The organism is Streptomyces sp. V4I8 (assembly GCF_041261225.1).
Taxonomy (GTDB): Bacteria; Actinomycetota; Actinomycetes; order Streptomycetales; family Streptomycetaceae; genus Streptomyces.
In genome coordinates, this window is sequence record NZ_JBGCCN010000003.1 from 68814 (window position 1) to 92403 (window position 23590).

A 23590-nucleotide genomic window follows, 5' to 3' on the forward strand; every position below is an offset into this window, starting at 1 on the left:
GAGAACCTGGGGCACATCAATGGAAATAAAATTCTAGGGCGGGCTCCCTATGCGGGAGAATGCCCTCAGTCTGCCCATGCTGGATGCCTCACGATGAAACTTGACCCTTCGATCCAGGGCGACAGGCATAAAATAGAAGGGGTGGCAGGGCATGAGACCGGCCACTCCTTTAACTTGAATCATTCCCTAGAGCGTCTGCGTGCCGATGAAATCATGCCTGCGTCTTACACGGGTGATAGTTCGACTAGTCCCAGCAATGAGGAGGCAGAGTTGGCGAACAGATTCAACGGCGGTCGTCTACGTGATTTAGGGGGGAATCCCCCAGCTGACAATCAGCCGCCCGATGGCGACAGCTCAAATGCGCCCCAGCCTCCGAATTTCAGCAGCCCCGATTGGGAAAAGCGTCACGATTACGTAACGAATCGGAAAACTGGTGAACGGTGGCAAATAGACCATCGAGATGGCGACCCGGTCTACAGCAATGAAAGGACTGGGGAAAGATGGCGAATGACCAGTTCTGGAGCGGAAGATCTGAAAAGGGGAGCGAATTGGAAGTTTGACGACAATGGTAATTGGTATCAGGTCGATAGTCCTGCCTTGCATGAGGGTCGGCCTAAGCCGGAAGCTGATCCGTTCTACGAGATAAAACGCGACTCAGCCTCGGCTGGTACTCGCGAGGCTGGGCAGGAGACTGGATCGAAGCAGTCCAGTTCCACTGGCGTGGTTGGTGAGGGAGCCCAGGGGCAGCAGGGGCATCGTGATGGGGGTGCGGGATCTGGGGGCGTGCAGGTGTATGGCCATGGGAGGGATGGTTCGTGGCGTGTGGTGTCACCGGGGTCTTCGCTTGAGGGTTTTGACCGTTTTGATGGTTACAGTCAGGGCAAGGACGGTTCCTGGCAGTCCATGAAGGATCCTGGAGGTTACCTGCAGGGGCAGGTGAAGCCTGGCGATGGGCCGCAGTCTGCGCCGGCGCAGTCGGCGCCTGCTGGTGTGCACGGGCAGGCTGGGTCACCGGGTTCGGGTGCCGGTGGCACGGCCGGCGGGGCTGCTGCGTCGCATGTGCCGCATACCTCTGGGCTGAATCCGGTGTCCCCGTCCCAGGAGTCCGGTCCCGCGGTCAATCGTGGTTCGGGTTCTCATACGGATGAGGGTGGTTCGACGCTTCCTGCTCCTGATGGTTCGTATGGGTGGCACGGTAAGCAGGATGGCTGGCAGGGTGACTGGAAGTACGTCGACGGGAAGTGGCAGGGCAGTTGGACGCAGCCGCAGTCCTCTCGGGATCACCATGCTCAGCAGCAGGGTTCAGACGCGCCGGGGCAGACCACTGCGTCTGCGCCTGCTGTGACCACGGGTGAGTCACATACGGCCTGGGGTCTGACGAAGGCCGTGGTGGGTGACGCGGCTGGGGCGGTTTCCTCCGGCATAGCATCCGGGCTTGGCCAGGGCGGCGGGGACTCGGCCAAGACCACATCCTGGGATCAGGTGAAGTCTGCAGGCAGTGATGCGGCTGGTGGTCTGACGAAGGCCGCGGTAGGCGACGCAGCCGGGGCGGTTTCCTCCGGCATAGCATCCGTGCCCGGCCAGAACAACGGAGACCCGGCCAAGACAACAGCCTGGGATCAGGTGAAGTCCGCAGGCAGTGATGCGGTTGGTGATCTGCCGAAGGCTGCGAGGGGTAACGAAGCCGGCGCGGTTGCAGCCGCGATGGCGCCGGGGCTGGGCCAGAGTGCCAGGGATGTGGCCGCGGGTTGGGATCGGGTGAAGTCTGCAGGCAGCAATACCGCCTGGGACCAGACCAAGACCACGGCAGGCGACGCAGCCGGAGCGGTTTCCTCCGGCATAGCGTCCGTGCCCGGCCAGAACACCGGAGACTTGGCCAAGACCACAGCCTGGGATCAGGTGAAGTCTGCGGGCAGTGATGCGGCCTCGGGTCTGACGAAGGCCGTGGTGGGTGACGCAGCTGGTGCGGTTTCTTCCGGGATGGCGTCCGGGCTGGGCCAGAACACCGGGGATCAGGCCAAGGCCGCGGTAGGCGACGCAGCTGGGGCGGTTTCCTCTGGGATGGCGTCCGGGCTGGGCCAGGGCGGCGGGGACTCGGCCAAGACAACAGCCTGGGATCAGGTGAAGACTGCAGGCAGTGAGACGGCTGGTTCTGCCGGGACGGGGAACGTGACGTCTGTGCCTGATGCGGCAAAGACTGAGAACAGCGTGCTTCAGACGGAGTCGAACCAGACGAACTGGAACAACGTTTTCGCGGGTGGTGGCGGTACCGGGCAGACGTCTGGGACCGACATGCAGCAGCCGCAGCCGCAGCAGCAGCCTGCAGCAGAGACCCCGCCAGCGGCGGTCGTGCCGGCCGAGAATCAGTCTGATCCTGCGGTCACGACACCGGCCCCGGCGCCCGCGGGTGAGGCTCAGGCGTATGCGCCCACGTCCACCGGTGACTACTCCGGCTGAAACAACTCCGGCTGGGGGTGCAGCTGGCCGCTGCACCCCCAGCCGGATCCCTCGCCATGTCCTGCGCCGGTGTTATCAAGTTGAGGAGAGGGATGTGATGATCTTGGTGTAGTTCGTTGCGGGAGGGGTCTGTTGGTGGACAGTGCTGCACCGTCGTACCGGGGGTTCCGGTTTCCGCCGGAGGTGATCGCGCACGCCGTGTGGCTGTATCACCGTTTCCCTCTCAGTAACCCAGACCGGCTTCGCCGGCCGCCGTGAGGCCGGGAAAATGGGGGTGTGTCCGTCCGGGACGCCGGCGTATCTGTGATGCCTGTGAGCTCGTCGTTCAGTATGGCGTCGGGGACCGCTCTCGACGACGGCCGAACGCTGACCCTCTGACGGCGTATCAAAACTGACCCTCTTGGTGATCTTCGTCTGACTCTGGCCTTGTTGATCAAGGTCAGGAGGAAGAGGTGATCCTTGTGGAGGACTGGGCAGAGATCCGTCGGTTGCACCGGGCCGAGCAGATGCCGATCAGGGCGATCGCCCGCCATCTGGGCATTTCGAAGAACACGGTGAAGCGGGCGCTGGCGCACGACCGGCCGCCGAAGTACGAGAGGCCGGCCAAGGGCTCGGTGGTGGACGCGGTCGAGGTGCAGATCCGCGAGCTGCTGCGGGAGACGCCGACGATGCCCGCGACGGTGATCGCCGAGCGGATCGGCTGGGACCGCGGGATGACCGTGCTCAAGGAGCGGGTCCGCGACCTGCGTCCCGCCTATTGAGGGGCCCTGCGTTTTCCGGACAGCTGCCTATTGGCTGATTTATGCGGCGAGCTGCTGATTCAGGTACTCGTTGTGGACCTCTCGTGGGGTCCGATACCCAAGTCCTGAGTGGCGGCGTTTCGTATTGTAGCGGACCTCTATGTAGCGGGCAATGTCACGGTGGGCGTGCTCGCGGGTGGGGTAAACGGTCCGATGGACCCGTTCGTTTTTCAGGGTTGCGAAGAACGATTCCGCAAGGGCATTGTCGTAACAGATACCGGTCCGTCCGATGGATTGCCGGATGCTCAATCTGTCCAGCGTCTTGGCGAATTGCTCCGAGGTGTAATTACTGCCGCGGTCCGAGTGGAATATGGCGTCCTCGGAGAGCGGATGATTGCGCGCCGCCATTTCGATGGCGGCCTCGATGAGCGGAGTCTTGTAGTTGTCGTCCATCGCCCAGCCTGTCACGGCTTTGGTGTGGCAGTCGATGACGGTGGCGAGGAATAGCCAGCCCTCCCAGGTCGGAATGTAAGTGATGTCACCGACCATTTTCCGGCCGGGCGCGTCGGCGGTGAAGTCGCGGTTCACGAGGTCGGGGATCGGGCCGGGCCGGCCCGGCCGTCGTTCTCGGTGAGGCTGTGGCGCCACGGCCGTGGCTGGCAGGCCTGGAGGTCCAGCTCCCGCATGAGGTCACGCACGAGTTCGGGCCCGCAGGCCACGCCCCAGGCAGTGAGGTCGGCGTGGACGCGCCGGTAGCCGTACGTGCCGTCAGAATCCTCGAAAGACTTGGTGATCAGTAATTTCAGTTCCTCTCGTCGCCGGGCGGTCGCCGAAACCGGCCGGCTCCGCCATTCGTAGAATCCGGAGCGGGACACTTCCAGCCAGTCACACATCTTCGCGACCGGCGGTATCTCTTCGGTGTTCGTGGTGGATGTCGCGTACTCGGCATCGATGAACTCGAACTTGTCGCTCACCGAGGATCCTTGGCAAAGTACGCTGCGACTTTTTCCAGGAAAGCGACCTTCTGCCGCAGTTCCCTCAGTTCGCGTTCCTGCTCGCGGAGCCGTGCCCGTTCATCCACCGTCAGGGGCGGCTCCTCTCCCACGTTCTCACGGCGGTAGGCGTTGACCCAATTCCCGAGCGTGCCTTCGACAAGTCCGAGTTCCCGGGCGACCTGGGCAACCGGACGCGACGTCTCGATCACCATCTTCACGGCCTCTTCCCGATACTCAGGAGTGAACTTCCTACGTTTCTGCGACAACCGACTTCCCTTTCCGAACAGACCCACCTTAGTGGGACCACTGTCCGGAAACTTCGGGGCGCCTCATATATCCCGGTGGACCCGGTGTCGCGGACGACGTATCGGCCGGGTGAGCTGGCCCAGTGCGACCTGTGGTTCCCCGACGCGGAGATCCCGCTCGGCTACGGGCAGACCGGGCAGCCGCCGGTGCTGGTGATGGTGATGGTGTCCGGCTACTCGCGGATGATCGCCGCGAGGATGCTGCCCTCGCGGCGGACCGGGGACCTGATCGACGGGCACTGGCGGCTGCTGTCCGCCTGGGGCGCCGTCCCGAAGATGCTGGTCTGGGACAACGAGTCCGGGATCGGCCGCGGGAAGGTGACCGGCGAGTTCGCCGCGTTCGCGGGCCTGCTCTCCACCAGGATCTACCTCTGCCGCCCCCGCGATCCAGAAACGAAAGGGCTGGTGGAGCGGGCCAATGGTTACCTGGAGACCAGCTTCCTGCCGGGCCGTCACTTCTCCGGCCCCAACGACTTCAACGCCCAGCTGGGCGAGTGGCTGAAGGTCGCCAACCGGCGCCGGCACCGCGCTCTGCAGGCCCGTCCGAGCGAGCGGTGGGAGGCGGACAAGTCCGGGATGATCGCGCTGCCGCCGGTCGACCCGCCGTCCTGGTGGCGTTTCTCCATCCGGCTCGGCCGCGACCACTACGTCCGCATCGACACCAACGACTACTCCGTCGACCCCGCCGCGATCGGGAGGACGGTGACGGTGCTCTGTGACAACGATGAGGTCATCGTCCTGGCCACCGGCGGGGAGATCGTCGCCCAGCACCCCAGGTGCTGGGCGAAGCACCAGACCCTCACCGACCCCGGACACGCCGCCACCGGCACCCGGATGCGTCAGGGAGTGCACCGTCAGCAGGCAGCCCGCCAGAGCCGGCTGGCTGCTTCGTCCGGCCCGATGGTCGAGGTCGAACAGCGCGAACTGGACACCTATGACCGACTGTTCACCGTCATCGACGGCGGCGGCGACAAGGAGGCGAGCTGAATGCCCCGCCCCGCGACAGCCTCCGGCGACGACGAAGGCGAGGAAGAGCCCGGCGCCGTCGAGAAGACCACCACCGCCAGGACGGCAGCGGCGGCATCCTCCCGTCGGACGGGCCGGCAGACCTTGACTGACCTGGCTTTCCTCGCCCGCGCGATGAAGGCCCCGGCCCTGCTGGACGCCGCCGAACGGCTGGCCGAACGCGCCCGCAAGGAGTCCTGGACGCACGCCGAATACCTCGTCGCCGTGCTCCAGCGCGAGGTGAGCGCCCGCGAATCGCACGGCGGCGAGGCCCGCGTCCGCGCGGCGAGGTTCCCCGCCGTCAAAACGGTCGAGGAACTCGACGTCACCCATCTGCGCGGGATAACGCGCCAACAGCTCGCGCATCTGGGTACGTTGGACTTCATCGCCGGGAAGGAGAACGCCGTTTTCCTGGGTCCGCCCGGGACCGGAAAGACACACCTGGCGATCGGGCTCGCGGTCAGAGCCTGCCAGGCCGGACACCGCGTCGCCTTCGCGACCGCCTCCGAGTGGGTCGACCGGCTCGCCGCCGCCCACGCAGCCGGCCGTCTGGCCGACGAGCTCACCAGACTGGGCCGCTACCCGCTGATCGTGGTGGACGAGGTCGGCTACATCCCCTTCGAGGCCGAAGCCGCGAACCTGTTCTTCCAGCTCATCTCGAACAGATACGAACGCGCGTCCGTGATCGTCACCAGCAACAAGCCCTTCGGACGCTGGGGAGAGGTCTTCGGCGACGAGACCGTGGCCGCCGCCATGATCGACCGCCTCGTCCACCACGCCGAGGTCCACTCGTTCAAGGGCGATTCGTATCGCATGCGCGGCCGCGAACTCGGACGCATCCCCACCGACAACCAAGACGACTGAACACACACAACAGAAGACACCTGGGTCACTATTCACCCGCCCAAACTGGGTCACGGTTCACCCGCCGCCGACAAACGCCTGCAACTGCTCCTTCGGAAGCTGCCCCAGCACCTGCTGCGCCGCCGCAGCCTGCGCCTGAACCGACGACGAGGCCTGCGCCTGCCCCGAAGCACCCGAAGCAGCCGAAGCACCCGCCCCCTCCGCAGCAGCCGCAGGCACATCAGCAGCCAGAGCCTGACCCCCGCCCAGCACACCCCCCGCCGCAATCGCCAGCCCCACCACCCCCGCCCTCACACCTAAACCACCCAACACCGAAAACGAACCAACCCGACGATGACGACCCGAACCACCACGCACCACACGAACACCCATCACAACCCAACCCCTTCAAATTCCGATAAACACTCGAAAAACGACACAACACAACCAACAACCCCCACCCGCACCCGCACCCGCAGGCACAGGCACAGGCACAGGCACAGGCACAGGCACAGGCACAGGCACAGGCACAGGCACAGGCACAGGCACAGGCACAGGCACAGGCACAGGCACCCGCAGGCAACAGACACAAGCCCAGGGGGCGGAACCGCCGGAACCGAAACCCGGACAACCACCAGACCGACCACAGCCCCGGCAGCCCCACCAGCAACCACTACTAACTACTGCTGCTGAACCGGAGCCTGCTCCACCACAGGCGCGGGTTCAGCAGGCGCAGCCTCAGCCGGAGCCGGAGCAGACTGCTGCTGCACAGGCTGCGCAGCCTCAACCGGAGCAGACTGCTGCGGAACCTCAGCCGGAGCAGACACAGCAGGCACAGACTGCTGCGGTGCCACAGCAACAGGCGCAGAAGGCACAGGAGCAGGCTCCACAGGCGCAGCAGGCACAGGCTCCGTCAGCGACGGAGCAGCAGTCTCAACCGGAGCAACCCCAGACACACCCGGCACACCCCCCGCCCCGGACACACCCGGAACCGGAACCGAAGCCGCAGGCACCGTCAGCGACGAAGCAACCGGAGCAGACACAGGCACAGCCGAAGTGTTCAGCGCAGAAGCAAGCACCCCCGCCGCAGAAGCACCAGAAGCAGCAGAAGCAGCAGAAGCAGCAGAAGCAGCAGGAGCAGCAGGAGCAGACAGGCTCTCAGGCACAGACGACGTCAGCGACGAAGAAGCCGGCCCAGCCGCATGCGCAGCAGCCTGCCCCGCCCCAGACACCGACGAACCAGACGTAAGCGACGCAGACAACACACCCGGTACAGACCCCTGCTTGAACCCACCAAGATCCTTCAGCACCGTGTCGCCACCCCCACCCACCGGCACCGACGAACCCAGCTGGCTACCACCAGCAACCGCAGGCGCAGGCGCAGCAGATGAGACATCACCAGACTTAGCCCCACCCACAGCCGGACCAGGCACAGCCCCCGCCGACGACCCACCCAGCACAGACCCAGCCGAAGCCGCAGCAACAGCCGGCACCTCATGACCAAGCCCAGAAGAGGGAGCCTGCTGCCCAAGACCGGTCTCAGACGCACCTGACGGACTCACAGAACCAGAACCACCGGAACCATCCGCGAGCCTGTCAACCGCCGAGCCACCCGACGGGCCCGAATCCCCCACCTTCCCAGCAACCGAACCCAACGCGCCGCTCCCGGAAACAGAACCAGCTGTTCCAGCAGGGCTGGAAGAAGCCGCAACAAGCTTGGCCAGACCCCCACCCACCTGCGAGCCCGCCGTGCCTGCCGTAGTCGAGGTGTCCGCTGCCGACTTACCCCCAGAGTCCGCCAACTGCCGGCCGAACGTCTGCTGCCTCCACTTGTCCCACACGTCAGACGACGACGCGCCAGACTCATTCGAAGAACCGGAGCCATCCGACCCCGCCGACGCCTTCGCCCCATCCACCAGCTGGTCCTGGGCCTTACCATCCAGCCCGGACAGATGGCTGAGCCCCTGCCCCGACACAGCACCACCCGACTGCACAGCCAGACCGGCCTTCGAGTCCGCCCCAGACGCGGCCTGCCCACCGATAGAGCCCGCACCGGCCTGCACCGACTTCGACCCATCCACACCCAGCTTGGGAGCTTGCTGGCCCGGCTGGCCCCCGCCCAAGGCGCCCTTGCTATCACTGGCCGCGGCACTCGGCGCAGCCGAACCGGACAGAGCCACGCCACCGCCAGCCTGCTCCGAACCAGACGGCAGACCCTTGGGATCAGTGGTGAGCGCGCCCGCAGCACCCTTGCCGCCAGCGGCTGGGGCGCTGGCGGCCGGACCACCGCTGCCCGCAGCAGCCGTAACCGAACTACCCCCACCCATGCTTGGAGAGGCAGCACCAGCACCCGAACCAGACGGCACACCCTGCCTAGCCGCAGCACCCGCAGCAGCCATACCACCTCTGGCCGAGCCGCCAGAGGCGCCACCGCTGCCCGAACCCTGCTGATGAGCCTGGTGATCCGGAGAGGACTGCGACTGCGTCCAACCGCCCTGCCACTTCCCGTCGACGTACTTCCAATCACCCCGCCAGCCACCCTGCTCACCATGCCACCCATACGAACCATCAGCAGCAGGAAGCGTCGAACCACCCGCATCCGTATGAGGAGCCCTAGCACCGGCCGTCGTCATCCCCGCCGCGTCGGATGTACCACCAGCAGGCTTCGCGCCCGGCACCGACTGCCCCGACGCAGACTCCGGCCCATCCACGGGCTTCACCTGCCCCCGCAGGTAACCCCCAGGGTCCTTCATCGGCTGCCAGCCGCCGTCCTTACCCTGGCTGTAACCATCAAAACGGTCAAAACCCTCCAGCGAAGACCCAGGCTTCACCGGATGCCACGAACCATCCTTCCCATGGCCGTAAACCTGCCTCTCGCCGGTACCAAGACCACCACCAGGCTCACCCAACTTCGCCTGAGACTGCTGACCACCCGCGTCAGTGGAACTGGACGGCTTCGACCCGGTCTCCTGCCCAGCCCCGCTAACACCAGCCGGGGCTGAGTATCTAACCTCCGCAGCCGTCTCCTGCTGCCGCTTGGCTATCCCACCGATAGCAGCATCCGTCGGCCCTTGCTTAGCACCCGCTCCGGGCCCAGACGGCACCTCCCCATCGGGATCCTTAAAGGCATTCTTCGGATCCATATCCCGACCAAATCCGCCTTTTTCCGCCGCGTCAAGGACGTCCCGTAACCCATGCCCAGGCAGCAACCCGTGATCAGTCCGCGTCCAGTTTGTACCAGTCAAGTTGCCATCCTTAGCGATACCGATCGCCACAGGAATTCCGTTTTTATCCTTAGTGACCAGCGGGCCACCACTGTCACCGCCCCAAGCAGGCATCCCACGAATCACATCAGCCGGATTAGCGCCCTTTTTATAGTGATATAAATTCACATTATCAGCATGCCATATGGAGTCGCCAGCTTCCTTAGCTTGAACATTTCCGCTAAGGGGGTTAGAAGATGGGCTAGTGGCGTACCGATAAGCTCTATCTTTATTATCGTTGGCAAACTTGATTGCATCATAGATGGTGGGATTCTGGGGTGCCGTCTCGGCCCATTTCGACTTCACGCCTTGCAGTTTGTCTTCCGTCTGCTCTCTGTAGCCGTATGCTCGCGCACTGTAACTCTTCGAACTGGGTAAATCGATACCTGGATCGCCGGGCAGCGCCACTTGTGGAACACTCGGCGGCAGTGATTCTTTCAGTCCGATAGCGCCGTAATCATTGCCATTGCGATCTTTAGCGAAACCGGGAGCTATATATGTCTTTTCTGCGGATACTGTGTGCGGTTTCCCATTCCCGTCCCTGTAGGTAACTGTCACGTTCCGGGGATTTGATTCTGACCCCTCAATCACATGCGCCGCGGTAACAATTAACCTGCGTCCGACAACAAATCCGGTCCCGACATACGCAGACTTGCCGTCGCTATATTTAATGTGAACCACGTGGCGGGCCTCATTCGGCTGGTGCTTCTCATAGCCTTCCAGCCCGCTGCCGATCGCGCTGGCACTGGGAGCATCCACAAGCTGGCTGCTCATGGACGCCGTGACTCCGATGAACGTGGCGATCGTCGCATTACGCAACCACTTGTTGGTCGATACAGGCCCGCAGCCCGATGCCAGCTCCGCGCGCACCCTCTTGTGACGTGCCATGTCCCTCATCCTCCTCATGTAACTGTTGCCGGATAACTCCGTAAGACGAGCTGTCAACGACAGAAACACATCAAGCCCGGCGCCGTCACCCCCCAGCCGACCTGGCCCCGTTATGCAGGGGCAGACGTGATCCCGGCCATATCAAGGGCGAAACAGGAAAAGCCAGCAAGGGCTCAGAACGTTGCGCTCTGCATGCCAAAACCATGCCCCGGGAACAGCACGGACCCAAAGACAGCCTTATCCCAACCACCCGACGGTGCGACACACATCACCTACCGCAATACAACCCGAACCAGCGAAAGAATCTCCGGGTCACGTGCCAGGGCCGAGAGAGATCTTCCACGCTGCTCGACCGCCCAGCAGGAACTCGCCTGCCTGTTCAGATCCCAACTTCGCTGACAGCCGTCCCGACTTCGCTGTCACAGGTCAAGGGGCAGCACGAACCCCTCCAGAGGGCGCTATCAAGTTTGTCCTGTGACAAAGGATCTTCCTTTTCGCCGTTGGATCTTGCTCAAGTCAGCGGCTTCGCCACTCGACCGTGCGCGTTCAAGGCGCCTACGGACGTTGGGCCACGTGGAGAGCGTGCGGAACGAGCACCATTCGGTGGCGAACGAGGGGTCGACACCGCCCCGAACGCATGACTGAGCCTTTTCAGAGCGGCCACCGGACGGGTGACGGGGCAGGTTCCCGCAACGCACGAGGCTCCTGGCTGTTGAGAGAGGTGTTCAACGTCTCAACTCATCAGCACAGGAGCCTCGTTGGTTCCGTATCCTGCCGCACTCGACCTGCCCCATGCCCTCGTCGAGTGGGTCACCATGCTCATCGTCACCCGTGAGGGTGACCGCCGCTGCAAGCTGCCCCCGCACCAGCGGGCTCTCGTCGGCCTGGTCTACCTCCGCCGGCACGACACCCTCGCGCAGATCGCGGCCGGTTTCAGGATCTCCGTGGGCACCGCCCACGCCTACGTCACCGCTGTCATCGACCATCTCTCCCGGCGGGCGCCCGGCCCGCTGCGGATCCTGCGGGAAACGGATCCCGATCACGTCCTGCTCGACGGCACGCTCGCGGAGTGCGAGCAGCGCCACGTCCGCATCTCTCGGCCGAAGAAGCCGGGCCGCCCGCGCACCGTTCGCTCGATCAGGGCCCTGGTGCTGCGCCTGGCACGCGAGAACCCGTCGTGGGGCTACCGCAGGGTACACGGCGAACTCGCCACCCTCGGCATCAAGATCGCTGCCTCCACCGTCTGGGAGATCCTCAAGGATGCCGGTATCGACCCCGCGCCCGAACGGAGCTCCAGTACCTGGCCGGACTTCCTGCGCTCGCAGGCCGAGGCCCTGCTCGCCTGCGACTTCTTCGAGACAGTCACCCTGTCCGGAGCACGAATGTACGTCTTCGCGGTGATCGAGCACGCCAGCCGCCGGGTCCGGGTCCTGGGCGCAACCGCGCACCCCACCGTCTCCTGGGTGACGCAGGCCGCGAAGAACCTCGTCATGGACCTCGAGGATGCCGGCTGCCGCCGCGCGCGGTTCATGATCCGGGACCGGGACGGGAAGTTCCCCGCCCTGTTCGACGCCGTCCTGGCCGATGCGGGCATCGTGGTTGTGCTCAGCGGCATCCGGATGCCCCGGATGAAACGCGATCATGGAACGCTGGGTACAGACCTGCCGCCGCGAACTACTGGACCGGACCTTGATCTGGAACCGGCGCCATCTCCTCCACACCCTGCGAGAGTTCGAAGACTTCTACAACAGGCACCGGCCCCACCAGGGCATCGCGAACGCCCGGCCACTGCACTCCTTACCCACGCCGATCACAGATCCGGACGAGACGGCCCGCCTCGATGTACGCAGACGAGACCGCCTGGGCGGCATCCTCCACGAATACGAAGGTAGAGCCGCGTGACCTGCACGGACGGGCAACCGCCGACAGAGAGCGCATTCGTATTACGTCGTGTTACGCTGGTGGGTATGGCAAAGATGCGCATTTCTATCAGCCTCGACCCCGGCCAAGCCGAACGGATCAAGGGCGCAGCTGCGGAGGGCAGCCAGGACGTGTCCGCGTTCATGGTGTCCGCAGCCCTGCGTGAGGCCGCGCGGCGAGCCCGCGTGACGGCCGCTTTCGCCGACATCGATGCCGTGATCGCCGGTGCGGAAGCGGAAGCAGCGACTGTGGAGTGGCCGGCCGCGGAGGACGTGGCGCCGGAGGAGGCGGAGCGTATCCGTCAGGAGATCGCCTCGGCTCGCGCGCGGGCGGCCGCCGCCCGCGCGCGCCGGACCGCGGCGTGAACTGGGGCTGTCCCACCTTCCCGGCTGCCGAGTCACTCGGCGATGTCGTCTACGACGCCGGCATGCTCATCGCTCTCGCCGCGCCTGGCAATTCGCAGGCCAGGCTGCGGCACACCGAATACTGCCTTGCCGGGCAGCCTGTCGTGCCAGCCCCTGTCATCGCCCAGGCCTGGCGAGGTGGAGCCAAGACGGCGCAGCTGGCTCGCGCACTCAAGGACTGTGCCGTGGTGTGCTGTTACACCGAGACCGACTGGCGACGAGTCGGCGAACTGATCAGGCGAGCGGGACTTCCGCCGAAGAAGAAACCCGACCCGATCGACGGCCTGGCCGTCCTGACTGCCGTCGAGATTGACGCGGCAATCATTGCTACCTCGAACCCCGAGGACATTCAGGCGTATCTCGACCAGATGCCCGACAGCGGGACAATCACCGTACAGACCGTGTGAAGCCCTGCCATGGCACTGCCCAGGCACCGTGCGGCTCTCCCCCGCTACCAGCGAGGCAGCCAATCCCAGAGTCGTCGTCGAGACGCCCCTTCCACCTGGGCGGATGAGTTTTCAGCAGGCGCAGGGTCAGGAAGGCGGGAGGCGCGCGTAAGGCGTCGGCCGCGGGGGCCAGTGCTGAAGAGGTGCGGGCATGGGCGCGTGCCAACGGCTATGACGTCAACGACCGTGGTCGTGTCCCCCAGGAGATCCGAGAAGCCTACGAAGCCACTCGGTGACGCATCAGCAGGACCTGGCCTGCTACCCGGGCCGGCTTGTACTGCTCACCCGCACGCTCGCGCTGCTATCTTGCGAGCCGCGGTTGTGCGGGTTTGCGATGTGACGTGCAGCTTCGTTTTCGAGTCCGCCCACTGGTGGACCGGGGAGCGGCCGTCCGGCAGAAGTCACAGGAGCGCTGTGACGTGTACGGGGTCGGTGCCGGGGCGTCGTCAAGTTGAGGAGTGGGGTGGGATGATCTTGGTGTAGATCGTTGTGGGAGGGGCTGGTCGTGGAGACGCCGTCGTACAAGGGCTATCGATTCCCGGCCGAGGTGATCAGTCACGCTGTGTGGCTGTATCACCGTTTCCCTCTCTCGTTCCGCGAGGTTGAGGAGCTCCTCTTTGAACGCGGGATCACCGTTTCCTACGAGAGTATCCGTGCCTGGTGTGCCGCTTTCGGCCCCGCCTACGCCCGGCAGCTGCGCCGCCGGCAGGCGCGCCCGGGCGACAAATGGCACATGGACGAGGTGTTCATCAAGGTCAATGGACAGATGAGGTACCTGTGGCGAGCCGTCGACCAGGACGGCAACGTCCTCGACATCCTCGTGACCAACAAGCGCGATGCGGCTGCAGCCAGGCGGTTCTTCCGCAAGCTCCTCAAGGACCTTGAGTACGTGCCCCGTGTGATCGTGACCGACAAGCTCCGCAGTTACGGGGCCGCCCACCGCCAGGTGATGCCCTCCGTGGAGCACCGCAGTTCGAAGTACTGGAACAACCGCGCCGAGAACAGCCACCAGCCAACGAGGCAGCGCGAGAAAGCCATGAAGAACTTCCGCTCGACGGGGGCGGCACAGAGATTCCTGGCTGCCTTCTCCCGGATCTCCTCGCACTTCCGCCCACGACGGCATCTGATCACAGCCAGTCACTACCGCACCGAGATGACCGAACGATTCCACACCTGGAAGACCATCACCAGTATGGCAACGACCGGCTGACCGGAACGTCCCCTCGACCCAGCTACCCCCTCGGCACACCCCAACTCGTCAGTCACACCAGCAACTTGACGACGCGCGGCGACGACCAGGCCCCACAGTCCCGCCCCGCCGAGGAACCGCTCGCCGTAGACGGGGCCGAGGAGCTGGTACCCGACCAGCCACACGGGTACGACGAGCGCGCCTTGTACGACCATCACCCAGAGCCACCGGCGGGAGCGGAAGTCGGTCCACCCGTCCCGCAGATCAGCCAGGAACCCTGTCCGCACCTTCACCGGCCCCGGCTTGAGATCGATCCGGGCGAACAGGAGGGCGGAGAAGACGAACGTCACCGCGTCCCATCCGATGGCCCAGGCCGACCCGAACGCGGCGACGAGGACACCACCGAGGGCCGGGCCGCCCACCTTGACGAGGTTCTGAGCAATCTTCAACAGGGCGTTCGCCGCGTGCCGCGCCTCCGGTGGCACCACTTCCTTCACGATGCCGCCCGCGGCCGGAGTGAAGAACGCCGATGCCGCACCGCAGACCCCGGACATCAGCACCAGGTGCCATACCCGGGCCGTCCCGGACCACAGCAGCGCCGCGGCCAGGCCCTCGGCGAGTGCGCACACGATGTTGGACCACACCATGACCCGGGCGCGCGGAAGCCGGTCAGCGACGACTCCGCCCACCAGGAGTAGAAGGATCTGCGGCGCGACACTCGCCGCAAGGACCAGGCCGAGCGCACCCGCTCCCCCACCGATGTGCAGCACGGCAAAGGCGAGGGCAATCGGGCTGACGGCCGAGCCGGTCCACGACAACACGCGTGCCGTGAAGTGCAGCCGGTACGGGCGAAGGCGGAGGGGCGCCCCCGCTTCCCGGATGCGCGCCGCCCAACCAATCCGAGGGCCAGCCTCCGCCGTCCAGTTCAGCAGCCGCGCTCTCCGCAAGATCCAACTCCGCCCAGGAACAACGAAATCCCGGCGGCGAGACGCCACCGGGAAGGCTGCCCCGACTCTAAGGCACAAGAAAGATCGTCTGTCGCAGACGCAACAGCCCGCCCGCGAAGAACTCCAGTCCAGCCGAATCCCGTCCCCGACGTGCAGCGCCACCGGTCACAGACGGCCGATGAGGGAGCCGGGGGAGACAGCATCCGCCGTCTGACACGACAGTGCCCCGCCCCTGGTACTTGAGCGGGGGCGGGGCACTGTCGTGAGGAGGTTAAGTGTCGTCCTCGTCGCGCAGGGGCTCCGGGTCTCGCGCGCGGGGGCCGAGACGCACCCAGAACCCGGCGGGCGCGCGGACCGCGTTGCATCCCGGGTTCGTACACCACCAATGCTGTGTCTCGCGCTGCTCGGCCGGAGACTGGCAGAAGCGGCAGAGGGGTATTGCCACAGAGCAACTACCGGCCAGTCTGCGGCGGTTGTACACCCGTGAGCTTGTGGGCGTGTTCGGCCAGGAGCGGGGCGAGTTCGGGATGTCCTCCGCGCGAGGCCACTTGGAGGAGCTGGGCGACGGCGACGAGTTCGCCAGTCCGGCCCGCTTCGGTGTCGAAGACGTGGGCGAACTCGGCACGCAGCCGAGCCGCCGTCTCGGGCACGCGCAGAGTGTAGGCGTGCATCATGCCGACATCGAACCCGACCGGCGTTCGTCCCCAGCCTTCCCAGTCGAGGATGGTGAGGGGGTGGCCGGTGAGGTTGCCCCAGTGGAAGTCGCCGTGCCCGGTGGTCCAGTCGGTGACGGTGACCGGGGGGATGCCGAGGAAGGCGGGGAAACCGCGGTCGATCCACTGCTGCCGTACGGCGTGGCGGTCGGTGGGCACTGTGGCGATGTCGTCGACTGCGCGCCGCAGTGCCGCCCACCACGCGTCAGGCAGGTTCGGCGGTTGTTCCAGGACGGGGCCGCCGCTCTGGAGTACGGGGAGGGTGACGTACTCGGTGAGTTCAGCGCGGTAGGCATTGCCGTCGTTCGTCCAAGTACCGATGCCGACCAGCTTGGGGCGCGGCACGCTCTCCGGGATGCGCACGGCGGCCGTGGCCGCACCTTCCCAGAGTCGGCCGCCTGCTTTCTCCTCGGGCATGGACAGCACCCGCAGCCACAGGTGCCCGGCGCGGCGGCCGAGGGTGCGGCCCTCCCAGCCCCACGCCTCCGGCCCGGACGGCTCGGCGCCGAGTGCGCGTGCCCCTCTCGCGTGGGCGTCGCGCATCCGGACCCGTGTGGCGTCGTCAGGCGGCGGCGAGGACATCGGCTACCTCTCTCAGTCGGTGGGCGTCCAACGGTAGGGCGAGCGCTCCTTGGGCCTCCAACCAGTGCGCTTCGGTGCTCACGGAGGTGAGGACCACATCGAGGCTCGGGCACGAGGCGGCGGCGAGCAGGCAGGCGCCTGCCGGTGAGGCGCCGGGCCGGATGAAGTCCACCAGTTCCGGGGTGACCAGGCCCGGGAGCTCCCCGCCGTGCAAGGGGGATGAGCCGAACGTGGTCAGGCCGGCGGCGCGGGCCTGGACGAGCGGGCCGCGGCCGTCGAGGGCGAGCGTGATCGGCCGGACCGCGACCAGCGAGACCGGGAGCTGTACGGCCCTGAGGTGGTGGTCCGGGCCGCCGGCGGCTTCGCGGGCCAGGGCGAGGAGTTCGGGCACCGTGAAGGCCCCGATGTCGAAGCCCGACCAGGTAGCGACGCCATAGCCGCCGATCCGTCCGCCGCGCGCGAAGTCCTCCAAAACGGTGAACGCCTCACGCAGCGCCGTGTGGACGGCGTCCCGGTCGTCTCCAACCCGTTCGGGGTTGTGGACGAACACGAGGTCGACACGGCGGAGGTGCACCAGGGATCGGGCGGTCTGCCAGCGCAGGAAGCGCGGGGCGAGGCTGTGCCCGGACGCGGCGGCCTGCGGGGGGAGAACTCCTGTCGCCACTGCTGCCTGCCGCTGGTGACCGGAGATGAACCCAGCCTTCGTCGACACTCTCACGCCGGGGTGGTCGGCGATGACGGGCGGCAGTTCCCGGTGAGCGCGACCGTTTTGGTAGTTGGGGGCGGTGTCGATCCACGCCGCCCCCGCCCCGCAGGCAAGGTGCGCCGCCTTGGTGACGTCGCGCACCCGGTACGTGCCCAGCCCCAGGACGGCGCTCACAGCGCGGCCCCTACGACAGCGGCGGCCTGTCCCTTGACGAGCACGCTCACCACGGCGGCGACGTCCTCAAGCGGCAATGCGGCCCACTCGGCGAGGTCCCCGAGGTCGATCGGCTGACCGGCTACGAGGAGTTCGAGGAGCGGGCGGGCGGGGGCGGCGAAGTCCCACGCCGTTCCGGCGGCGGCGAGCGTGACCGTGCCGTCCTCGCCGTCCGCGAGCCGGGCGCGCGGGCAGGTGAGCCGCACCGTGACGAACGGGTTCGCCGGCACATCGGTGACGTACGGCAGGGACGGACGATGGCGGCCGGGGTGGGTGGTGTCCATGGAGCGGGCCCACTGGCCGAGGATGCCGGGCTCGTCGAGCAGCGCCGCCAGTTCCTTGCCTAGCTGGGCGACGTAGGCGGCCTGGTCCTCCACCGGAGCGAAGCGCGGCACGTCGAGTCGGAACGCGAGCCGGGAACGGAGCTGGTCAACGGCCCAGTTCAGGAAGTCAGCACCGATACGAGTACCGAGACCGAACGTCAGGTGCAGGGATGGAGTGCCCTGGTCGGCGGATACGGCGTGCCACCAGCCGCGCGGCAGGTAGAGGATGTCACCCGCCTTCAGGACCGCATCCACCAGAGGAGGGCCCTCCGGTGCGGCCGGAGCTTCCGTGTCCCGCCAGGCGGGGGCCTGCCGGGTCGGACCGTACAGCCGCCACCGCTTCGCGCCGTACAGCTGGACAACGACCACATCATGATCGTCCCAATGGGTACCGAAGCCTTCTTCGGCGGTCCACGACGCATAGGCGTTCACCTGTACGGGAGTGCACAGGAAGCGTTCGAGGGACTCGGCTGCGGCACCGATCGGCGGGTGCATCTCGTCGATGGCGTCCACGACGAGGGAAGCGCCCTCGGCGAGCCGGTCATGCAGCGCGGCGGCCTGCACGCGCCGCCATGCCACACCCCGGCGGGTCGTCTCCGGCTGCGTATACCGGTGGTGGTGGACGGGTTCGCCGCCCTGGGAGAGGCGCAGCCGCGGGGGATCGATTCGGTGGGATGCAAGGACGTGGTTCAGTGCGTCCCAGGTGAGCAGATCGCGGACGTCGTCCGCGTCCCCAGGGACGATCTTGTGTGAGCGGAAAAGCGTCTGGGTAAGGAATTCAACCCCACCCAGACGCTCCGCCCACGATGCGGTGTCAATCATCGTGGGATGCGGCCCTTCGGTCAGTCGTTGGAGTCGGACACGCCGGTGCTGCCACCGTCGGACTCCTGCTCGAAGCGGCCACGGGCCGCAGCGATCCGCCGGGCGGCAACGAGCAGGCCGCCCGCGTTCTCAGCCGACGGGATTCCGTTCTCGGGCATTGCATCCTCCAAGGGGTTGCGAGGCCGGGCCGGTTGCCCGGCCTCGGATGACCCTGCCGAGGCCGCAGTGAGTACGAGTGCGGCCCCGGGCAGGGGGCTTTGTGGGGCCGCCCGCCCGTGGGGAGAGGGGGATGGGGCGGGCGGCCGGTAGCCCGGTGACGAAGGGGGCGTCTCCGGGCCGAGCCCTGGAACAGAGGTGGAGACCGGCGGCCGGGCGAGAGCCTCACGCACCGCCCGGCCGCCGGAGATCATCGGCCGTCGCTGTGGGAGAGCAGGGCGAGAACGAAAGCGGTGATCGCGAGGACGTATAGGACTTGGGCGATCACCTGCCGCCAGCCGATCCGGGATCGCCGCGTTCGTCGCTGGCGCTTGCGCCGACGCTGCGCACGGGTGGCTTCCTGTAACGCCTCGTCGATGTCGTCGAGGATCACGGGTCCCCCTGCTGCACGGAGAGTTCGGCCCAGCAGCTTTTGCCCCACGGGCGGGCGGCGGGGCCGAGCCGTCATAGCCCCACCTCTCACTCAGGGCCTCGATCAGGACCAGGCCGCGCCCGCTCTGCTCCTCGCCCTGCGGGATGTGCAGGTGAGGAAGACGGTTGGGAGCCCGGTCGACGACCGCCAGGCGCACGCGCTTGTCGCTGGGTCGGTCGACGATGACCCGCACCGACTCGCCCCAGGCGCGCCGGACGGCGTTGGAGAGGAGTTCGACGATCACGAGGGCAGCGGTGTCGGTCATCTCGTCCGTGAGGCCCCAGGTTGCGCACGCAGTGCGGACCAGGCCGCGGGCCAGGGGGGCCGTCGCCTCGGTGCGGGGATGGATCTCGCTGTAGCCGGGGTGCCCTTTGGTGCGGGGCCTGGTCGCCGTCATCGTCATGGATCAACGCCTTGGTCAGGGGACGGGGGGACAGTCCGGCCCCGACGGGGGATGCGGGGCCGGACCGTCAGCCGCCACACCCGAGGCACGGGCCTCGGGGGGTGGCGCGTATCCAGTGCAACGGCAAAGCGTGGTCAAGAGGTAGGAAAAATGGGCTGGTTGCTACTCGCGGTGACCGGAAATTTCCAGAGCGAGAACCCTTCATCCCCCTGCACGCAGCATGATCACGTGGCTACGGTGGGTAGGTGGAGAAAAATTTCCGGTTGCAGGCCCACATGGAGGAACACGGGCTGAAGCAGGGCGTGTTAGCGGACAAGGTGAGCGACGAGCTGAGGTCTGCCGGGCACAAGGGCACCGTCACAGACCGCACCGTCAGGAACTGGCTAACCGGAAAATCCAGATGGCCTCACCAGCGCCAACGCGAGGCACTGAGGGCAGTATTCGGATGTACAGCCGAGTGCCTCGGCTTCTACCCCCCTGGTACACCCGCACCGCCCCCAGAGGACCCCGACGTGATCCGCCGCCGCTTCTGCACCGCCACCGTGGGCACCGCCGCCGCAGCGGTCCCCCTCATCGCCGTCCGGCCCACCGTCGGCACCTCCGACGTGATGCGTCTGCGCAGCGGCATGGACACTCTCACCGCGCTCGATCAGAGCAAGGGCGGCCATGCCGCGCTGGAGAAGGCCGCGCTCGCCGGCGCGGCCGAAGCCGTCGGCCTGCAAGACAAGGCCGCATCCCAGACCATCCGGCAGCGGCTGTTCAGCATCGCCGCCGACTACACCGCCACCGCGGCGTGGTCCTGCATCGACGCCCGCCAGCTCGACCGTGCACAGACCCACCTGAACGAGGCGCTACGGCTCGCCGGGATGGCACAGGACCCCATGGCGCAGATGCGGGTATGGAACTCCACCGCCATCCTCGCCCACCAGCGCGGCGACGCCGGAGAGGGCATCGCCGCAGCCCAGGCCGCGCAGGCAACGGCGATCACTCGCCGCGACCCCCTGTTCGGCTCCCTCGCCCACGCCCGCACGGCCATCGGCCACGCCGAACAGGGGAACCGGCAGGCGGCCATCCGGTCTCTCGGATACGCCGAAGAGGCCCTAGGTAAAGCCGAGTTGCAGCCACGGCCGGGCTGGGTGGCCTTCTACGGGCCTGCGGAGCTTCACGCCCTGGCCGCGATCGTCCGAGAACAGCTCGACGAACCGGCACACGCTGAGGCCGCCTCACACCGGGCTCTGGCCGCTCTACCGAAGGAGTACCGGCGCAACCGCGCGATGGCCACCGTGCATCTCGCGCTCGCGCAGCTCCACCAGGGCGACGCTGAGCAGGCGTGCACCACCACGGAAGACGTGTTCGAGCTGATGACCGGCAGCCAACTTCCCGGCCGCCTGCGTGTCCTGCTCGGGGACTTCTATCGCGATCTGCTCACCCTCGCGCCCGCGGCTCACGTTGCGCGAGAGTGGGGCGACCGATACCGATCCGAATGGAGCACCGCGTGACCTCGGCAGTCGACTTCCGCCACTTCTCCCATGCCGATCTCCCCGAAATCCGGCAGACCCTCTTGGACGTGCACGCCGACGCATACGCCGACCGCATCCACGAGGAGTTCGTGCAGCGCTTCCCCTGGTTCGTGGACCACTGGGGCGGGCGCGAGGGGTTCGCGTGCGTGATCGCTTACGCGGGCGGGGAAGCGGTCGGCTTCACCTACGGCTCACCGTCCGAGCCGGGCCGGGAATGGTGGCGCGAGTATCTCGACCACGCGCCGGCGGACCCCTCCACCTTCGCTGTGTCGGAACTGATGCTGCGGCCGAAGTGGCGCAAGCAGGGCTTGGGCGAGCGCCTGCACTCGGCCCTACTCGACGAACGGCCCGAGGCCCTGGCCGTGCTCACCGTCGACACCAAGCGGCCGAAGCTGCAAGCGCTGTACGAGGGATGGGGTTACCGAAAGGTCGGCGAGCGTCAGCCGTTCCCCGACTCCCCGCTGTATGCGGTCATGCTCCGCAACCTGCGCTGACCGGCGTATCGTTGTGTCACGGGCCCCTGGTGATTTGAGCACTGGGGGCCCGCCATCGTTGCCGGCCCGCACCAGCCCCGCTATTCGCTCTGCTCATCTTCTATGAGCTGGGGACATTTGGAGTTGCGTCGTGGCGTGTGCGCCGGGAGCATCCGCCGTCCTAAAGTGGGAGTCGGCCGCCTTGCGTCGGCCCGACTCCGAGCCGTATCGCGCCCACGCCGCGAACGGCGATGAGGACAAGGGGCACCGCCTCACGCGCTGACATCTGCCTGTCCGTGGCCGAGTGCCCGCGGCGGGGATGCGTGGGATCGCCGCCGTCCCCGGGACTCGGGAGAGACCGTGACCACCGACAAGCAGTTCAAGAAGGACGCCCGCGAACTCGCCGACACCGAAGGCATCTCGTATACCGCTGCCCGCCGGCGCCTGGCCACCGCAACCGCCGAGGTTCCCCAAGACCGTGCCGCCATGATGGCCGGACTGGTCGCCCGCAGCCGCGGCACGTTCACCGCCGAGGAGGTCGCCGACCGGCTGGAGCGCGGCGGCCAGGAGTACGCCGAGTACCTCAAGGACGGTCGGGAGGCCGCGATCGAGGCCCTCGAATACGCCCTGGAGCACGGGGTGGATGCCGTTGATGACGAGCTGGCCGCCGTCGCCGTCAGCAAGGGGATGCCGATCACTACGGACGACCTGACCGAGGCTCTGCGTCGAGTCCGCGACCACAGTCTTGTCATCGACGACGGTTCGTCGGTCGCCGAGACCGCCTACTGGGTCGCGGACCGCTATTGGATGCACCGCTGGAACAACGCGCTGGACCGGGCAGGCATCGGGGAGTACGGCACGGTCGTCGGACCGAACGTGTACCGGCGGTTCGCGCTCCACGAGTGGCTGTCACCCGGCCACGCCTCCGGAAGCGTGCCTGGACTGTACTGACCATCAGGGAGGCGGGCGCCTTCATCTGTACAGGCTGGTCAGATGCCTCAGTTCTCATTGAGCGCCTAGGAATATCCCGATGAGGGCTCCGCCAAGTAGGAACGGGGCGAAGGGAATACTGGTCGTGCGGCTGGCGCGGCGAGCAAGGATGAGGCCGACACCGTACAGCGCGCCGAGCAGGAACCCAGCGAGGCTGCCGACGAGGACGATGGCCCAGCCATACCAGCCCAGGACGGCGCCCAGCCCGATCGCGAGCTTCACATCACCGAAGCCGATGCCTTTGGGACTGATCAGGAAGAGAGCGAAGTAGCCGACCGCGAGTACGACGGAGCCGAGCAGCGCGGTCGTCCAGCGCCCCTCGGTGCCTGGCAGCAGCGTGGTCACGGCGAGCAGGGTGAGCGCAGCCGTGGCGAGCGGCAGGGTCAGGACGTCCGGCAGTCGGTGTGCCGCAAGGTCGACGGTTGCGAGCAGAACACCGATGGGTACGAGCAGGAGCCAGACGCCAAGTTCGGGCCGGATACCGGTGGCACTGGCGAGTGTGGCGCAGACAAGGGCTGTGACCGCGGCGAGGATCGGGGCGTTCGGGCCGTACGGGGTTCCGTCGGCACACCGGGCTCGCCCGATCCATCCCCGTCCGAGGCCAGTGATCGGGTGCCCGGCTGGACACGCTGCCCGCCACCGCTCGTCCGGAGCGACGGAGAACCGGTACGCCGCTCTGGGGATGAGCAGGCCTGTGCCGCCGCCCCACAGGGCAGCCGCAGCAATGATCAGCAACTGTTCCACCGAGCGGACCCTAGTACCCGCACCCGCCGCCCCCTCCCCGAGGCCCGGCGGGGGCCGTCACGGGTGTCTGT

Annotated in this window: 17 protein-coding genes and 7 pseudogenes; 14 read left to right on the top strand and 10 right to left on the bottom strand. The window is 66.8% G+C overall.

All coding sequences use genetic code 11. The features are described from left to right. Positions 1–1572 precede the first annotated feature (1572 nt). From ABIE67_RS48605 to ABIE67_RS48615, 3 genes and pseudogenes are all read left to right on the top strand, one after another. Positions 1573–2457: a hypothetical protein gene (locus tag ABIE67_RS48605; RefSeq protein WP_370270889.1), complete on the top strand. Its 885-nt coding sequence runs from the start codon at positions 1573–1575 to the stop codon at positions 2455–2457. Positions 2458–2589: 132 nt separating this feature from the next. Continuing rightward, a pseudogene (locus ABIE67_RS48610) lies at positions 2590–2685 on the top strand (IS6 family transposase); the annotation flags it as partial. A 224-nt stretch (positions 2686–2909) separates the two neighbouring features. Next, positions 2910–3215, top strand: a pseudogene (locus tag ABIE67_RS48615) (helix-turn-helix domain-containing protein); the annotation flags it as partial. Between the two features lie 42 nt (positions 3216–3257). Here the strand turns inward: ABIE67_RS48615 and ABIE67_RS48620 are convergent. After that, positions 3258–4458, bottom strand: a pseudogene (locus tag ABIE67_RS48620) (IS3 family transposase). Between the two features lie 84 nt (positions 4459–4542). Here ABIE67_RS48620 and ABIE67_RS48625 point away from each other — a divergent pair. After that, complete coding sequence (locus ABIE67_RS48625) at positions 4543–5484, top strand: transposase (RefSeq protein ID WP_370270890.1); 942 nt, start codon at positions 4543–4545, stop codon at positions 5482–5484. After that, positions 5485–6366 (top strand): IS21-like element helper ATPase IstB, encoded by an 882-nt coding sequence (gene istB / locus ABIE67_RS48630; RefSeq protein ID WP_370251535.1) that lies wholly within the window; start codon positions 5485–5487, stop codon positions 6364–6366. A gap of 659 nt (positions 6367–7025) precedes the next feature. Here istB and ABIE67_RS48635 read toward each other — a convergent pair. Further along, a complete protein-coding gene (locus ABIE67_RS48635; protein WP_370270891.1) occupies positions 7026–10514 on the bottom strand; it encodes a trypsin-like serine protease in 3489 nt (1162 codons plus the stop codon). Between the two features lie 740 nt (positions 10515–11254). Here ABIE67_RS48635 and ABIE67_RS48640 point away from each other — a divergent pair. From ABIE67_RS48640 to ABIE67_RS48665, 6 genes and pseudogenes are all read left to right on the top strand, one after another. After that, a pseudogene (locus ABIE67_RS48640) lies at positions 11255–11575 on the top strand (transposase family protein); the annotation flags it as partial. A 9-nt stretch (positions 11576–11584) separates the two neighbouring features. Further along, a pseudogene (locus tag ABIE67_RS48645) lies at positions 11585–12398 on the top strand (integrase core domain-containing protein); the annotation flags it as partial. A 65-nt stretch (positions 12399–12463) separates the two neighbouring features. Further along, complete coding sequence (locus ABIE67_RS48650) at positions 12464–12781, top strand: hypothetical protein (protein WP_370270892.1); 318 nt, start codon at positions 12464–12466, stop codon at positions 12779–12781. A 62-nt stretch (positions 12782–12843) separates the two neighbouring features. Then, positions 12844–13227: a hypothetical protein gene (locus tag ABIE67_RS48655; protein WP_370270893.1), complete on the top strand. Its 384-nt coding sequence runs from the start codon at positions 12844–12846 to the stop codon at positions 13225–13227. 128 nt (positions 13228–13355) lie between these two features. Then, positions 13356–13502 (top strand): annotated as a pseudogene (locus ABIE67_RS48660) (histone-like nucleoid-structuring protein Lsr2); the annotation flags it as partial. Positions 13503–13771: 269 nt separating this feature from the next. After that, complete coding sequence (locus tag ABIE67_RS48665; RefSeq protein WP_370270894.1) at positions 13772–14476, top strand: IS6 family transposase; 705 nt, start codon at positions 13772–13774, stop codon at positions 14474–14476. On the opposite strand, the gene ABIE67_RS48670 is transcribed toward ABIE67_RS48665, so the two are convergent. The 7 genes and pseudogenes from ABIE67_RS48670 to ABIE67_RS48700 all read right to left on the bottom strand — a co-directional run. Continuing rightward, complete coding sequence (locus ABIE67_RS48670; RefSeq protein ID WP_370270895.1) at positions 14407–15564, bottom strand: MFS transporter; 1158 nt, start codon at positions 15562–15564, stop codon at positions 14407–14409. The two genes, ABIE67_RS48665 and ABIE67_RS48670, sit on opposite strands and share 70 nt — an antisense overlap. A 290-nt stretch (positions 15565–15854) precedes the next feature. Beyond that, positions 15855–16658, bottom strand: coding sequence for a hypothetical protein (locus ABIE67_RS48675; protein WP_370270896.1), 804 nt, complete (start codon positions 16656–16658; stop codon positions 15855–15857). A gap of 19 nt (positions 16659–16677) precedes the next feature. Beyond that, a complete protein-coding gene (locus ABIE67_RS48680; protein ID WP_370270897.1) occupies positions 16678–17577 on the bottom strand; it encodes an aldo/keto reductase in 900 nt (299 codons plus the stop codon). Beyond that, complete coding sequence (locus ABIE67_RS48685; RefSeq protein WP_370270898.1) at positions 17574–18761, bottom strand: cupin domain-containing protein; 1188 nt, start codon at positions 18759–18761, stop codon at positions 17574–17576. The genes ABIE67_RS48680 and ABIE67_RS48685 overlap by 4 nt, the downstream gene beginning before the upstream one ends. Before the next feature lie 20 nt (positions 18762–18781). Continuing rightward, the gene (locus ABIE67_RS48690) at positions 18782–18919 is read right to left on the bottom strand and encodes a hypothetical protein (RefSeq protein WP_370271007.1); all 138 of its coding nucleotides are present in this window, start codon (positions 18917–18919) and stop codon (positions 18782–18784) included. 248 nt (positions 18920–19167) lie between these two features. Then, complete coding sequence (locus ABIE67_RS48695; protein WP_370271009.1) at positions 19168–19350, bottom strand: hypothetical protein; 183 nt, start codon at positions 19348–19350, stop codon at positions 19168–19170. Positions 19351–19483: 133 nt separating this feature from the next. After that, a pseudogene (locus tag ABIE67_RS48700) lies at positions 19484–19792 on the bottom strand (ATP-binding protein); the annotation flags it as partial. Between the two features lie 512 nt (positions 19793–20304). On the opposite strand from ABIE67_RS48700, the gene ABIE67_RS48705 reads away from it, so the two are divergent. From ABIE67_RS48705 to ABIE67_RS48715, 3 genes are all read left to right on the top strand, one after another. Further along, positions 20305–21291 (top strand): hypothetical protein, encoded by a 987-nt coding sequence (locus ABIE67_RS48705; RefSeq protein ID WP_370270899.1) that lies wholly within the window; start codon positions 20305–20307, stop codon positions 21289–21291. After that, positions 21276–21806, top strand: a complete 531-nt coding sequence (locus tag ABIE67_RS48710; protein WP_370270900.1) for an N-acetyltransferase family protein — start codon at positions 21276–21278, stop codon at positions 21804–21806. Before ABIE67_RS48705 ends, ABIE67_RS48710 begins: the two co-directional genes overlap by 16 nt. A gap of 339 nt (positions 21807–22145) precedes the next feature. Then, positions 22146–22736, top strand: a complete 591-nt coding sequence (locus ABIE67_RS48715) for a hypothetical protein (protein ID WP_370270901.1) — start codon at positions 22146–22148, stop codon at positions 22734–22736. A 54-nt stretch (positions 22737–22790) separates the two neighbouring features. Here the strand turns inward: ABIE67_RS48715 and ABIE67_RS48720 are convergent, their stop codons facing one another. Then, positions 22791–23519 carry an A24 family peptidase gene (locus tag ABIE67_RS48720; RefSeq protein WP_370270902.1) on the bottom strand — a complete coding sequence of 243 codons (729 nt, stop codon included), beginning with the start codon at positions 23517–23519 and terminating at the stop codon, positions 22791–22793. Between the last annotated feature and the right edge of the window lie 71 nt (positions 23520–23590).

Excerpts from the sequence above, each read along its gene's own strand:
- ABIE67_RS48635 (WP_370270891.1), bottom strand. The coding sequence starts at position 10,514 with ATGAGGAGGATGAGGGACATGGCACGTCACAAGAGGGTGCGCGCGGAG.
- ABIE67_RS48650 (WP_370270892.1), top strand. The coding sequence starts at position 12,464 with ATGGCAAAGATGCGCATTTCTATCAGCCTCGACCCCGGCCAAGCCGAA.
- ABIE67_RS48710 (WP_370270900.1), top strand. The coding sequence starts at position 21,276 with ATGGAGCACCGCGTGACCTCGGCAGTCGACTTCCGCCACTTCTCCCAT.
- ABIE67_RS48685 (WP_370270898.1), bottom strand. The coding sequence starts at position 18,761 with ATGATTGACACCGCATCGTGGGCGGAGCGTCTGGGTGGGGTTGAATTC.
- istB (WP_370251535.1), top strand. The coding sequence starts at position 5,485 with ATGCCCCGCCCCGCGACAGCCTCCGGCGACGACGAAGGCGAGGAAGAG.
- ABIE67_RS48690 (WP_370271007.1), bottom strand. The coding sequence starts at position 18,919 with ATGCCCGAGAACGGAATCCCGTCGGCTGAGAACGCGGGCGGCCTGCTC.
- ABIE67_RS48675 (WP_370270896.1), bottom strand. The coding sequence starts at position 16,658 with ATGCGCGACGCCCACGCGAGAGGGGCACGCGCACTCGGCGCCGAGCCG.
- ABIE67_RS48655 (WP_370270893.1), top strand. The coding sequence starts at position 12,844 with ATGCTCATCGCTCTCGCCGCGCCTGGCAATTCGCAGGCCAGGCTGCGG.